This is a genomic window from Microbacterium shaanxiense, assembly GCF_054779995.1.
Window position 1 is genome coordinate 473296 of the sequence record NZ_BAAGXE010000003.1, and the last position, 12988, is coordinate 486283.

11 protein-coding genes are annotated in these 12988 nt (G+C 69.1%); 4 read left to right on the forward strand and 7 right to left on the reverse strand.

From position 1 onward, the window contains the following. Positions 1–23: 23 nt before the first annotated feature. Together ACYVG2_RS11855 and ACYVG2_RS11860 are read right to left on the reverse strand one after the other, a co-directional pair. The gene (locus ACYVG2_RS11855; protein WP_460781163.1) at positions 24–1361 is read right to left on the reverse strand and encodes an FAD-binding oxidoreductase; all 1338 of its coding nucleotides are present in this window, start codon (positions 1359–1361) and stop codon (positions 24–26) included. An 88-nt stretch (positions 1362–1449) separates the two neighbouring features. Next, positions 1450–3258 carry a glycoside hydrolase family 35 protein gene (locus tag ACYVG2_RS11860; protein ID WP_460781164.1) on the reverse strand — a complete coding sequence of 603 codons (1809 nt, stop codon included), beginning with the start codon at positions 3256–3258 and terminating at the stop codon, positions 1450–1452. A 141-nt stretch (positions 3259–3399) separates the two neighbouring features. Here ACYVG2_RS11860 and ACYVG2_RS11865 point away from each other — a divergent pair, with 141 nt between their 5' ends. Beyond that, positions 3400–4842: an MFS transporter gene (locus tag ACYVG2_RS11865; RefSeq protein ID WP_460781165.1), complete on the forward strand. Its 1443-nt coding sequence runs from the start codon at positions 3400–3402 to the stop codon at positions 4840–4842. A gap of 18 nt (positions 4843–4860) precedes the next feature. Here ACYVG2_RS11865 and ACYVG2_RS11870 read toward each other — a convergent pair whose 3' ends face one another. Next, a complete protein-coding gene (locus ACYVG2_RS11870; RefSeq protein ID WP_448964303.1) occupies positions 4861–5250 on the reverse strand; it encodes a hypothetical protein in 390 nt (129 codons plus the stop codon). Positions 5251–5280: 30 nt separating this feature from the next. Here ACYVG2_RS11870 and ACYVG2_RS11875 point away from each other — a divergent pair, with 30 nt between their 5' ends. Further along, positions 5281–5754 carry a MarR family winged helix-turn-helix transcriptional regulator gene (locus ACYVG2_RS11875; RefSeq protein WP_460781166.1) on the forward strand — a complete coding sequence of 158 codons (474 nt, stop codon included), beginning with the start codon at positions 5281–5283 and terminating at the stop codon, positions 5752–5754. 27 nt (positions 5755–5781) lie between these two features. On the opposite strand, the gene ACYVG2_RS11880 is transcribed toward ACYVG2_RS11875, so the two are convergent. From ACYVG2_RS11880 to ACYVG2_RS11890, 3 genes are all read right to left on the reverse strand, one after another. Then, a complete protein-coding gene (locus tag ACYVG2_RS11880) occupies positions 5782–6666 on the reverse strand; it encodes a serine hydrolase (protein ID WP_460781461.1) in 885 nt (294 codons plus the stop codon). 147 nt (positions 6667–6813) lie between these two features. Further along, entirely contained in the window at positions 6814–8778 is a 1965-nt protein-coding gene (locus ACYVG2_RS11885; protein ID WP_460781167.1) for a M13 family metallopeptidase, read from the reverse strand. Positions 8779–8878: 100 nt separating this feature from the next. Continuing rightward, entirely contained in the window at positions 8879–9427 is a 549-nt protein-coding gene (locus tag ACYVG2_RS11890; protein ID WP_460781168.1) for a DnaJ family domain-containing protein, read from the reverse strand. Between the two features lie 134 nt (positions 9428–9561). Here ACYVG2_RS11890 and ACYVG2_RS11895 point away from each other — a divergent pair, with 134 nt between their 5' ends. After that, positions 9562–10884 (forward strand): MATE family efflux transporter, encoded by a 1323-nt coding sequence (locus ACYVG2_RS11895; protein ID WP_460781169.1) that lies wholly within the window; start codon positions 9562–9564, stop codon positions 10882–10884. Between the two features lie 39 nt (positions 10885–10923). Further along, positions 10924–11835 carry a hypothetical protein gene (locus ACYVG2_RS11900; protein ID WP_460781170.1) on the forward strand — a complete coding sequence of 304 codons (912 nt, stop codon included), beginning with the start codon at positions 10924–10926 and terminating at the stop codon, positions 11833–11835. On the opposite strand, the gene ACYVG2_RS11905 is transcribed toward ACYVG2_RS11900, so the two are convergent. Then, a complete protein-coding gene (locus tag ACYVG2_RS11905; protein ID WP_460781171.1) occupies positions 11810–12961 on the reverse strand; it encodes a hypothetical protein in 1152 nt (383 codons plus the stop codon). The genes ACYVG2_RS11900 and ACYVG2_RS11905 overlap by 26 nt on opposite strands. Positions 12962–12988: the final 27 nt, after the last annotated feature.

A 12988-nucleotide genomic window follows, 5' to 3' on the forward strand; every position in this document is an offset into this window, starting at 1 on the left:
ATTCCTCTCGTGCCCTGCGCAGGTTACCGCGCGGGCAGCGGCGACGGTGCGAAGGTCCGTGAGAAAAGATCCGACGGATCGTAGGCGTCCTTGAGGGCCGCCAACCGCCGCCGCGTGGATTGCGGGTAGACGGATGCCACGGCATCCGCCGACGTGCCGTCCAACGAGTTCGCGTATGCGCCGAGCGTGAGCGGCTGCAGCACCTGCCAGACGTCGTCCATGCGGACACGCAGCCCCTCGTAGGCGGCGTCGGGGGCCGCCGCGAAAGTGCTCACCATCAGCTCCGCACCGCGATGGGCGAACGCCGTGGCCTCGGCCGAGACCTCCCCGTACGCTCCACCGAGGCTGTGCAGCACGATGGATGCCGGCTGGTCGGACGCGGCGATGCGCGCCACCGCCTCGGCCGCCGCATCCGCGGAATCGGACGCGACGAAACCGCTCCGAAGCGCGACCCGCAGTCCCTTCGGGAGCTCGTTCCCCTCGTGCAGCAGCTCGGCATACGGCAGCTGCCCGACGTCCTGCGTCAACGGGGCGGCCGACGCCCCCACCGCCGCCAGAGCATCGTCCAGCGGCCCCGCGTCGCAACGCACGAACGTCAACTCGATGGGAGCATCCACTCCGCCGGCGAACGGGTTCGAGAGCACCATGGTCGAGCTGATCTCCTGGGGAGCGGTGCGCATGTAACGCGTCCAGGCCGGCACGACCCGCGCAGCCTGATCAGCGGGAAAAGTGAGCGACGCCCTGGTGAACAGCCGAGCGGGTTGCGCCTCGAACTCGAACGCGGTCACGATGCCGAACGCCCCACCGCCGCCGCGCAGCGCCCAGAACAACTCGGCGTGCTCATCCTCATCCACGCGGAGCACCGCGCCGTCGGACGTGACCAGTTCGACTGCCCGAAGATGATCGAGCGTGAGTCCATGCCGCCGCACGAGCCAGCCGATGCCGCCGGAGAGGGTGAGTCCCCCGACACCCACATCCGCCGTGTCACCGGAGGAGATCACGAGTCCGTGCGGGGTCAGCGCATCCACCACCTGACACCATACGGCGCCCCCGCCGACGCGCACCCTGCGTCCGTCGAGGACGTCGACGGTGCCGAGTTCTGCGAGATCGATGACGATGCCCCCGTCGACGGTGCTCAGCCCGGCGGCGGAATGGCCTCCTCCGCGCACCGCGACGGGAAGATCGGATGCCGCGGCGAAGCGCACGGCACGCTGCACGTCCTCGACGTCGACGGGACGGAGGATGAGCGCAGGTTCGGCGAAGGCGAGCGCGGTTCGCGCCGCCGTCCGGTAATCGGGCGAGCCAGGGGTGATGATCTCGCCGGTGAAGCTCTCGAGCTCGTCGCGGGTGGGTGCAGGCATGGTGTCTCCTTCAGCTGTCCGCGGGTGCGGTTCATGAAGGAGACGACGGCCGTCACGGAAGTGTGACCGATCCGCCGCACATCGTCGTTCAGGAGCCGACGAACTCCTCGGTCGGGCCGAAGTCCGGGCTCTCCCGCACCTCGACAGTGGAGCCCAGCCCGTCGGTGTCGAGTACGACGATCTCGTTCGCGCCGGCCCTCCAGAGCGGGGACGGGGCGTACAGCGTCTGCTGCGGTCCGACCTTCCAGTAGCGACCGAGGAGGAATCCGTTGAGCCAGACCATGCCCTTGGTGCCGCCAGGGAACGCGAGCCACGCATCCGCCGGGATCTCGACGGCGATCGTCGCGCGCGCGACACCATCGGACAGACCATCAGCTGCCGCGCTCGGGGCGGACCGCGCCGCCTCCGCACCCTCCGCGGAAGGTGACGCGTCGCGCGGAAGCGCACGGTGCGTCCAGCCGTGCACGTACCGGCGGCCGTTGATGCGCACCCCGTGCATGATGCCCTTGCCCTCGCCGGTGCGCGGACCGTAATTGATGCGTCCGAGGCTCTCGACCACGAGCGTCAGCGTCGCCCGGCGCGCTCCGCCAGGCAGCGCCAGCGACAGCTGCCCGTCGCGTTCCAGCGTTCCGACGCGCTCGTCATCGACGAAGACCGTGGCACGATCGTGCAGCGTGTCGACGTCGACCGTCGCATCCGCCGGCACATCGAGGTGCGCCTGATACGCCACGATGCCGTCCTCCACGCCGAGCTGCTCGAAGGTCTGCGGCATGGGAGTGGTCTCGCCCACCGCAGGCAGCGACCCGACGAACTCGCGCAAGGAGACCACCGGATGCAACGGCGCCGCCTGCGCGGCCTGCACCGGTGCCGGTGCCGGGCGCTGCGGCAGCTCGCCGTCGTGGAACGGCGCGAACGCCGCACGCAGCGCCTCGAACTTGGCGTTGAGCGATCCGTCCTCACCGATCGGCGCATCCGAGTCGTAGCTCGTGATCGTCGGCTGCAGTGCGCCGTCATGGTTGGCGCCGTTCCACAGCCCGAAGTTCGTGCCGCCGTGGGCCATGTAGACGCTGACGGATCCACCGGCAGCGAGCAGCTCTTCGACCGTGCCGATCATGCTCTGCGCCGAACGCACGTGATGCTGCTCACCCCAGTGATCGAACCACCCTCCCCACAGCTCGCTGCACATGAGGGCATCCTCCTGACGACGCAGCTCCTGTGCGGCGGCGACACCGGTGCCGAAGGTGAACGTCGGGAGGGCGCCTTCCACCGAACCGTGCGCGACCATGTCGGGCGTGATGCCGTCAGCCGTCGTCAGCAGCTCCACGATGCCGCGTGAACGCAGCGCATCGCGCTGGTGCTCGAGATACGAGTGATCGCTGCCGAACGACCCGTACTCGTTCTCGATCTGCACGGCGACGACGGGCCCGCCGAACGCGGCCTGCAGCGGCACGATGCGCGGGATCAAAGCGTCGTACCAGCGATCGACGGCGGCAAGGTACTCCGAGTCGCTCGTACGCAGCGCATTCACCCGGCCGGTGAGCCAGGACGGCAGCCCGCCGTTCGACCATTCAGCGCAGATGTACGGGCTCGGGCGCAGGTAGACGTCGAGTCCCACCTCGCCGGCCAGACGGATGAAAGACTCCAGATCGCGCCAACCGTCGAAACGGGGTTCGCCCTCGGTGCGCTCATGGAAGTTCCAGGCCACGTAGGTGTCGACCGTGTTCGCCCCCATCGCAGCCAGGCGACGCAGGCGATCCTCCCACTGCCCGGGATGGACGCGGAAGTAGTGCAGCGCGCCCGCAAGGATCCGGTACGGCCGACCGTCTCGGATCAGCTGCCCGTTCCGAAATGCGATCGCGGGAGCGATGTCCGGAGAGGACGAGGATGCGTGGTTCAAGAGGACTCCTGCGTGACTCTCGCTCCGACCCTGCGGAGTGCGGACGGATGCGTGTCGTGCGCAGCCGCGCATGACTCTACCGGACGGCCTCGATGTCGCTCCGACGCGCCCTGCACTTCCTGACACCGGTAGCCTGGCGGAGTGGGAGATCGAGACGACAGAGCCAGGAAACGCCTCTCCCGCACCCCCAATCGCGGACTCACTGTCGCGGTGCTCGCGTTCGCCGGCCTCTGCGCGTCGTTCATGTTCACGCTGGTCGTGCCGCTGCAGGCCGAACTGCCCACACTGCTGAACGCGTCACGCGAGGACACCACCTGGGTCGTCACGATCACGTTGCTGGTCGCCGCCATCGCGACCCCGATCTCCGGTCGCCTCGGCGACATGTACGGCAAGCGCCGCGTCATCGTGGTGCTGCTGGCGGCACTCATCGTCGGCTCGGTGATCGCCGCGCTCTCCGGGTCCATCGTCGGCGTGATCATCGGCCGAGCGCTGCAGGGCGGCGTCACCGGCGTCATCCCGCTCGGCATCGCGATCATGCGAGACATCCTCCCGACGAAGCGGCTCGGCACCGCCGTCGCACTCATGAGCGCCACCATGGGCGTCGGCGGAGCGCTCGGAATGCCGTTGGCCGCCTATCTGGCGATCAACGCCGACTGGCATTCGCTGTTCTGGCTCGCGGCCGGCCTCGGCATCACAGGACTCATCCTCGTGCTGTTCCTCGTTCCAGAGGACGTGCTGCTCTCCCCCGGTCGCCTCGACGTGCCGGGTGCGATCGGCCTCGCGATCGGGCTGACCGGACTGCTCCTGTACGTGTCGCGCGGCGCGCAGTGGGGGTGGACGTCGCCCATCGGACTCGCACTTCTCATCGGCGGTGTGCTCGTGCTGCTGGTGTGGGGCTGGTATCAGCTCCGCACGAAGGATCCGCTGCTGGATCTGCGCGTCGCCGCACGCCCCGCCGTGCTGTTCACGAACATCGCCGCGATCGGCATGGGATTCGCGCTGTTCGGATCGAACGTCACGTTCCCGCAGATGCTCGAACTCCCCGTGGAGACGGGGTCCGGCTTCGGGCTCGACATGATCACCGCCGCGTTCATCGTCATGCCCGCCGGACTGGTGATGATGGTGATCTCCCCGCTCTCCGGATGGCTCGAGCGCACGGTGGGCCCGCGGCCGCTGTTCACCGTCGGCGCGTCGGCGATCGTGCTCGCCTACGTCTACGTGCTGATCTGGTCGACCGAATGGTGGAACATCCTCGTCGCCAACGCGATCATCGGCGTCGGCATCGGCTTCACGTTCGCCGCCATGCCGATGATCATCATGCGCGCGGTGCCCGCGAACGAGACGGGCGCATCGAACGGGCTGAACGCGCTGTTCCGCTCGGTGGGCACCTCGAGCGCCTCCGCCGTCATGGGCGCGGTCCTGGCCGCCATGAGCGTGGAGATCGACGGCGTCGCCGTGCCCACGCGGGAGGCGTTCAACGTCTGCTACTGGCTCGCCATCGTCGCCGCCGTCATCGCCGTCGTGCTGTCGCTGTTCATCCCGAAGAGCCGCGCGATCGAACCGCACCCGTCACTGCCGAGCTGAGCACGCCATCGGACGCGGTCAGAGCGTGAAGCCGTCCGGATCACCCGTCCGCGGTGCGCGCAGCCGATCGGGAACCGGCCACGGCAGCACGAACTGCTCGGCGGCCGTGCGGCTCATGTCGCCGTAGTCGTCGACCTTCACGACGATGCGCCCTGGGGTGCCCTGGCGATCCGGAGTCACCTCGACCATGCGCACTCGGAGCGGACGCTCGGCTTCGCCCTCGAGCATCCACGGATCGGCGAGCCACGAGAGACCGTGCTCCTCCAGCGCGGTCTCGGCATCGAGCCATTCGATGGGATCCGAGATCGCACGACCGAGCACATCCACCGCCACCCAGTCGTCGCCTGCCGGGTGGATCCATCCGAGCAGCTCGCCGTCGTCACGGCGATGCGGGGTCCAGTCGTCCATCCGACGAGGGTACCCGGGCAGAATGGGATCATGGTCGCACCCCTTCCTCGCATGACGCAGGAGCAGTCCCGGGCCTGGCTCGCGCTGATCAATGCGGCCGAACTCCTTCCGGCAGCCCTCGACGCTCAGTTGCAGCGCGACGCCGACCTCACGCATTACGAGTTCATCCTGCTCAGCGCGCTTCGACATGGGGGCGCCATGCGCCTGAGCGACCTGGCCACGGCGACCAACGCGACTCTCCCCCGCTGCTCGAAGGTCGTCAGCAGACTCGAGCAGAGGGGCCTGCTGGAGCGGGAGGAGAGCGCGACCGATCGACGCAGCGTGCTGCTGCATCTCAGCCGACAAGGCCGCCGCCGGCTGGTGCTCGCCGCACCCGACCACTTCGCCACGGTGCACCGGCTCGTGCTCGATCACCTCGCACCCGAGCAGCTCGACGCCCTCGCGGACGCTCTCGAGCCCGTCGTGCATGCTCTCGATCCCCAGCACAGATTCGGCCCTTTCTGACCGACACCGGGCTTGATGCCCGCGACTTCAGTGCGCGTACTCCATCAGCTCGAGCCCGAGCACGCGGAACGCGTCATGCACGCGGAGCCGGTGAGTGATCGACAGGTCGTCGAAGCACACGATCATCGCGTACGCGATCCCCGCCCGCGGACCGGCGAGCACGCCGGCCTCCGCGCGTACGCCGCGCTCCCGCCCCGTCTTGTTGATGAACAGCAGCCCGTGGGCGTCGTGGTCATGAGAGAACGGATCCAGGCCCGTGGATGCCGCGACCAGGCTCAGGTCGTGGTTCAGGTTCAGCCACTCCGACACCTGCGCGCTGACGGCGACGTCGACCGCGGTCGAGTTCACCAGAGCGGAGAAGAGCCCGGCGAGCTCTCGCGTCGTGCCGACCGCGAGGTGCGGGGCGTCATCCGGCCCCCGTTCGTCGCGGAAGCGGTCGAGCAGCGCGGTGCGGGTGAGGCCGAGCGCGCCGAGACGCTCGTTGACCCGCTCGTCACCCACGTAGGCCAGGAGGGCATTGACCGCCAGCGGATCGCCCGCCGTCGCCGCCAGCACGGCGAGGTCGGCGAGCGGCAACGCGGGTGCCCTCAGATTGCGCCACACCCCCGCCGTCGTGACCTGGTCGGTCGAGGCGCGATCCACGATCTCCAACGGATCCAGCGTTCCGGTTTCGAAACCGGCCGCGACCTCGATCAGCAGCGGCACCACGCCGAGGCCGGCGATCGGCATCGTGACGTGATCGTCGCCGGCGAGCACCTCGGCGCCGCTGTCGAGGTCTGTGACGTGGACGGACACCTGTGCGCCGGCATCCACCAGTTCCTCCAGCGCGCGCAGCGTGGTCACGAAGGAGCGGCGTCCCACGGCGGCGCGGCGAGGAAGTCGTCGACGATTGCGCTGTGATCTGCGCAGCATCGCAGGCGGCGAAGGCTCGGGGGGAGTGCCCACGCATGTTCCTTCCCAGGAAGGTCTTCAGGGGACGCCGCCGGGAGCATGCCCCCCAGCAGCACTCGCTATCGTAACCCCGCCCGCTCCGTCCCTGTCACGAACGGCGGGCAAAGATCACCAGATCGTCACACGCTGTTCGCGGGGAAGGTGCAGCGCGTCCGTTTCCGTCACGTCGAACGCCTCGTAGAACGCATCGATGTTGCGCACGATCTGGTTGCAGCGGAACTCGTTCGGGGAGTGCGGATCGATCGTGAGCAAGCGCACGGTCTCGGCGTCGCGGCTCTTCTGCTGCCACACCTGCGCCCACGACAGCAGCAGCCGCTGCACGCCGGTGAGCCCGTCGATGACCGGCGCCTCCGCGCCGCCGAGCGAGAGCTCGTAGGCCTTCAGCGCGATACCCAGACCGCCCAGGTCGCCGATGTTCTCACCGATCGTCAGAGCACCGTTGACATGATTCTCGGCGGGAAGCCCGACCGGCACCAGTGCGTCGTACTGGGCGATCAGTGCCTTCGTGCGCTCCTCGAAGGCTGAGCGGTCGGCATCCGTCCACCAGTCGTCGAGCTTGCCTGAGCCGTCGTAGCGGCTGCCCTGGTCGTCGAATCCGTGACCGATCTCGTGGCCGATCACGGCACCGATGCCGCCGTAGTTCGCTGCGGCGTCGCGGGAGGCGTCGAAGAACGGGTACTGCAGGATCGCCGCCGGGAACACGATCTCGTTCATCGAGGGGTTGTAGTAGGCGTTGACCATCTGAGGCGGCATGTGCCACTCGTTGCGGTCGATCGGCTTACCGACCTTGTCGATGTTGCGGTCGTGCTCGAAGATGTTCGCGCGGCGGACGTTGCCGAAGATGTCAGCGGGGTCGATCTCGAGAGTCGAGTAGTCGCGCCACACCTCGGGGTGACCGATCTTCGGGGTGAACGCGTCGAGCTTGGCGAGCGCGCGCTCCCTGGTCTCCGGGCTCATCCATTCGAGCGTGGTGATGCTCTGACGGTAGGCCTCGATGAGGTTCGCGACGAGCTCGTCCATCGCGGCCTTCGCCGTCGGCGGGTAGTGGCGCTCGACGTAGACCTTGCCGATGGCCTCTCCGAGTGCGCCTTCGGTGACCGAGACGCCGCGCTTCCAGCGCTCACGGATCGTGGGGACGCCCGAGATCTCGGTGCCGTAGAACGAGAAGTTCTCCTGCACGAGGTCGTCGGTGAGGTACGGGGCGGCGGCGTGCACGACGTGCGCGCGCAGCCACGACTTCCATTCGTCGAGGCGTTCCTCGACGAGCAGCGATCCGAGACCCTCGAGTGCGCTCGGCTGCGATACGACGGCTTCGGTGAAGGCATCCGGGTTGGTCGGCACGACGGCATCCCGCCACGGCGTCAGGTCGACGCCGGTCAGCGCCTGCAGCTCGTCCCACGTCTTGAGGTTGTACGTGGCCACGGCGTCGCGGCTCGCCACGTTGTCCCAGTGATGCGAGGCGATCGCCTTCTCGAGCTCGAACGAGCGCTCGGCGTCGCCTGCGGCGTCCGCGATACCGGCGAGCGCGAGCAGGCGCTCGAGGTGGGCGCGGTAGGCGGTGCGGGTGGCTTTGAAGCTCTCGAGGCGGTAGTAGCTCTCGTCGGGGAGCGAGAGACCGGACTGCACGAGGATCGGCACGTAGCGCTCCGGATCACCGGGGTCGCCGTCGATGTAGAGGCCGATCAGGTGCGCGCGACCGTCGCGCTCGTACGCGCCGATCGTCGCGAGGAACGAGGGGATGCCGTCGATCAGGTCGATCTCGGCGAGGGTCTCCGCGAGCGGGGTGACGCCGGCCGCATCGATGCGAGCGGTGTCCATGAAGCTCGAGAACATGTCGCCGATCTTGCGTGCAAGGCTGCCGGCTTCCGCCGTCTGCGACTCCTCGATGATCGCGCGCACGTCCTTCTCGGCCTGCTCGGCGAGCAGGTGGAACGAGCCCCAGCGCGCCTTGTCTCCAGGAATCTCGGTGCGCTCGAGCCACGAGCCGTTCACGTACCGGTAGAGGTCGTCCTGCGGACGGATCTCGGAGCTGAATTCTTCGGTGGCGAGGCCGGCGGGGAGAGCATCAGTCATGAAGTCCACCCTATGCGCGCTCTCGGACACGCGAGTCGTTCAGGTGGGATCGTCGTCGGCGGGTCACAGGAAGAACAACCTTGCGGGTTCCGCGGGCGCCCTAACTCCGGTTCTCCTTCTTCCGTCGGCCGAATCGGCGTCGAGGGGGTTCCGGCGCGGCGGCGGGAGCGGGCCGCGCGGCCCTGCGCTCGCGCCATGACTCGATCTCGGCATCCACGTCGCGCGTGCGGGTGACCACCGGCGGGCCGCCCTGCAGTTGTCTACGGGCAGAGATCACCCGCTTGTTGAAATCCTCGAGCACCTCGCGCACGTCGCTCTCGCGCGCGAGAAGGTCGAGGTTCGCGTCGAGCTCGCGATCCTCCACGCGCAGCAGCAGCGCAGGAGGGCCGAGGCCGGTGAGGTTCTCGGTCTCGATCTTCCGCCGGATCCACCAGTCGGGATCGTGGTGCGTACCCAGCCCCTCGAGCGGTTTTCCCGCTCCGGGGAGATCGTCGAACTCGCCGCGGCGGATCGCCAGCTGGATCGCCGTCTCGACGAACTCGTGCTGATTCTCGGCGGTGAGCTGCATCGGCGGGGCCTCCGCCTCGGCATCCGGTTCATCGCGCTGCTGCGCCCGGTATCGGGCTGCCGCGTCTCGAGGATCTGTCATCGTCCACCTCCGGATGCCGGTTACTCCAGCCTACGACGGCGCGCCGCCGGGTCGCACGCCTGCGCCCAGCACCCCGCCGCCGCGGGCGCCCCACAGCCACCCGCGGCGCGGACCGGCGCAACTAGGCTCGAACGGTGACCGCGCACCAGACACTCAATCGGGAGATCGTGCGCCTCGCCGTCCCCGCGCTCGGGGCGCTGGTCGCCGAGCCGGCGTTCCTCATGGTGGATGCCGCACTCGTCGGCCACCTCGGCGTCACACCGCTCGCCGGTCTCGGCATCGCCAGTGCCGTGCTGCAGACGATCGTCGGCCTGATGGTCTTCCTCGCCTACTCGACGACGCCGGCGGTCGCGAGACGCTTCGGTGCGGGCGACAAAAAGGATGCCGTGAGCGTGGGCATCGACGGAATGTGGTTGGCGCTCGGCCTCGGCGCAGTGCTCGCCGTCGCCGGCGCCCTCTCATCACCGTGGCTCGTGTCGCTGTTCGGCGCATCGGCCGAGGTCGCCGCGCAGGCCGACATCTACCTGTCCATCTCGATGTGGGGTCTGCCCGCGATGCTCATCGTGTTCGCGGCCACCGGCCTGCTGCGCGGCATGCAGGACACCATGACCCCGTTGTGGATCGCCGGCGCAGGCTTCGGCGCGAACGCACTGTTGAACTGGCTGTTCATCTACGGCTTCGGCTGGGGCATCGCCGGCTCGGCCGCGGGCACGATCGTCGCGCAATGGGGCATGGTCGCCGCCTATGCACTCATCATCGGCCGCCTCGCGCGCCGGCACTCGGCCTCCGTCCGGCCCCAGCGCGACGGCGTCCGCGGTTCGGCGCGCTCGGGCGGATGGCTGTTCCTGCGCACGGTGAGCCTGCGAGTCGCACTGCTCGTCACGGTCGGCATCGCCACGGGCATCGGCACCACGGAGCTCGCCGGCTGGCAGGTGGTCTTCACGATCTTCTCGGCCGCGGCGTTCGCACTCGACGCGCTCGCGATCGCCGCGCAGGCGTTGATCGGCAAGGGCCTCGGTGCGGGCGACATCCCCGGCGTGCGGCACGTGCTCGCCCGCACCGTCGCGTGGGGCGCCTGGTTCGGCGTCATCGTCGGCGGTCTGATCGCCGCTCTGTCGGGCGTGATCGGGCTCGCCTTCACCGGCGACGCCGCGGTCGCGGCTCTCATCCAGCCGGCCCTCATCGTGCTGGCCGTGGCGCAGCCGATCGCAGGAATCGTGTTCGTGCTCGACGGTGTGCTGATGGGGTCCGGCGACGTGCGCTACCTCGCGATCGCCGGCGGTCTCAACCTCGTGCCGTTCCTTCCCGCGCTGTGGATCATCACCCTCGTCGGAGTCGACGGCACCGCCGGGGTGACCTGGTTGGCGGTCGCATTCTTCGGCGTATACATGCTCGCCCGCTTCGCGACGCTCGGCTGGCGCGTGAAGACCGGCGGCTGGTTGCGCGCCTCGGTGTAGGCGACTCTCTCTGCGCCTTGGGTGCGTCAGGATGGTCACATGACCACAGCCTGGCCCGGCGACAGCGCCACCGTCGTGCGCTGGGTGCGATCGACTCTGCTTCGCGCCGCGCAGGACGCGGGTGAAGTCGCCCTGAAGGGGCTCGAAGACATCGAGGTCACCGCTTCCCTCACCGGGAACGATCTCGATCACCTCACGCTGGATGCCACCGGCACGACGTTGACGCTCGGCTGGACCGCGCCGCCGATGCCCGTCGACCCCGTCACGAACTCCGCCGTCACGGACACCCCCGCGACCGAAGACATCCCAGAGCCGGAGATCATCTCCCGCGAACCGGGCATCGTGCGCAGCTTCCGCTTCTCCGCCCGACCGATGCGGATCGAGCGCAGCCCGCTCACGATCGACGTGCAGGCGTTCGACATGCCGATCGTGTGGCTCACCGCCGCGGAGCCCGCAGAACCGGGTGTTCCCGAGAGCGCCCATTCGATCGTGCCGAACGAGGACCTCGGCGATCTGCGCGGCACCTTCCACGCCTCCATCGCCACCAAGGATCTCGTGCCGCTGATCAGATCCGTCGCGGCGCCCATGCTGCGCGAGGGCGGCATCCGTCTCGGCCGGCTGCGCATCGAGATCGTGCAGGACGGCGCAGACGGCATCCGCGTCATCGCATACGCCGGCGTGCGCTGGAAGCTGCTCATGGCGTCGGCGCGTGCCGAGGCGCGGATCGAGGTGACGAGAGACGCCGTCATCACGATCCGCGACCTGACGCTCGGCAGCCGCAACCTTCTGGTGAAGACCGCTCTGCTGTTCGCCCGAAAGCATGTGCGCGCACTCATCGGCCGGCGGATCGACCTCAACGAGTCGTTCACGGCCGACGGCGCGACCCTTCGTCTGCACGACGTGCGCGTGGGCACCGGCGAGCAGCTCAGCGTCGAGGGTCGGTTCGGCTGAGGGCCCGATCCGACGGATGCACGGGCAGCGGGGCCCCGGACTGACGAGCCATCGCGTAGCCCCAGGTCGCCAGCGCCAGCAGCGGGCCCCACAGCCAGAACGGGAACACCAGCACGAGTTCGATGATGTGCGCGATGCTGCCGTCACCGATCGCGCCGTCCTGCGCCGACAGCACCATGTCGATGCCGCCGGCGGTGAACAGCGCCGAGACGACCGAGGCCGGCACCACGGCGAGTGCGATCGGCACGGGGCGACCACCGACGCCGGCCATCCATCGCGGGAACCGGCGGCCCCACGGCAGGATGAGACCGAGAGTCAGCACTCCGCCGGCCAGCATCGCCGTCCCCAGGCTGAGTCCGGTCAGCAGCACCATCGGCATGGCGGCGGGGTCGAGCGCCTCCGGTGCCAGCAACGGCCACGGCGTGAGCCAGGTCAGGCGGGCGAACGTGTACGGCACGGCGCAGCACGCCGCCACGATCGTGATCGCCCTGCGGTGCCGCAGCACCCACCGCGAGAATGCGCCCCGATGCCCGCGCCCGCGTGACTCGGTCTGCGCGAGGAGCGCGACCGCGGCCAGCAGATGGATCGCGGCGAGAAGCGCTCCGGGAAGCACGTCCAGCAGCGAGGCACCGAGGCTGCTCGCCAGTTCCGCCCCCCGCATCCGCACGACGGCCCACGTGACGAGCCCGGCGAGCACCGCGATCAGCGCCAGACCCCACCACGGATGCCGTCGCACGAGCAGCACCGCGAGCGTGCAGACACCGATGATGACGATCATGGCGAACGTGTAACCGGCGACGGGGATCAGCCCGCCCGGGGTCAGGAAGATCATGACGCCTGCCACGACAACGGCCGCCGCGCGCAGTGCTCGTGACGGCGGCGCACCCGACGTGGCGCGACTCTCCGCCTGCCCCAGCAACCCGACGGCGGTGCCGGCGAGACCCGCCGCGACACCGATGGCCGCGCAGACCGTTCCCGGCAGCATCCGGTCGGCGATCCCCGGCCCCAGGGCGGCTATCCAGTCCACCGACGCCGGTGCGAGCAGCCGAAGCCCGTTCAGGACGGCGAGCGCAACCGAGCCCAGGACGACGACGAGGGTCAGGAAGAAGTGGTTTCGCGTGTTCATGTCTTCACGCTATGAACCAGGCGGCAC

What these genes read in the sequence shown, in the direction of transcription:
- ACYVG2_RS11855 (WP_460781163.1), bottom strand. Translation starts at nt 1,361, where the DNA reads ATGCCTGCACCCACCCGCGACGAGCTCGAGAGCTTCACCGGCGAGATC.
- ACYVG2_RS11870 (WP_448964303.1), bottom strand. Translation starts at nt 5,250, where the DNA reads ATGGACGACTGGACCCCGCATCGCCGTGACGACGGCGAGCTGCTCGGA.
- ACYVG2_RS11875 (WP_460781166.1), top strand. Translation starts at nt 5,281, where the DNA reads ATGGTCGCACCCCTTCCTCGCATGACGCAGGAGCAGTCCCGGGCCTGG.
- ACYVG2_RS11880 (WP_460781461.1), bottom strand. Translation starts at nt 6,666, where the DNA reads ATGCTGCGCAGATCACAGCGCAATCGTCGACGACTTCCTCGCCGCGCC.
- ACYVG2_RS11885 (WP_460781167.1), bottom strand. Translation starts at nt 8,778, where the DNA reads ATGACTGATGCTCTCCCCGCCGGCCTCGCCACCGAAGAATTCAGCTCC.
- ACYVG2_RS11890 (WP_460781168.1), bottom strand. Translation starts at nt 9,427, where the DNA reads ATGACAGATCCTCGAGACGCGGCAGCCCGATACCGGGCGCAGCAGCGC.
- ACYVG2_RS11900 (WP_460781170.1), top strand. Translation starts at nt 10,924, where the DNA reads ATGACCACAGCCTGGCCCGGCGACAGCGCCACCGTCGTGCGCTGGGTG.
- ACYVG2_RS11905 (WP_460781171.1), bottom strand. Translation starts at nt 12,961, where the DNA reads ATGAACACGCGAAACCACTTCTTCCTGACCCTCGTCGTCGTCCTGGGC.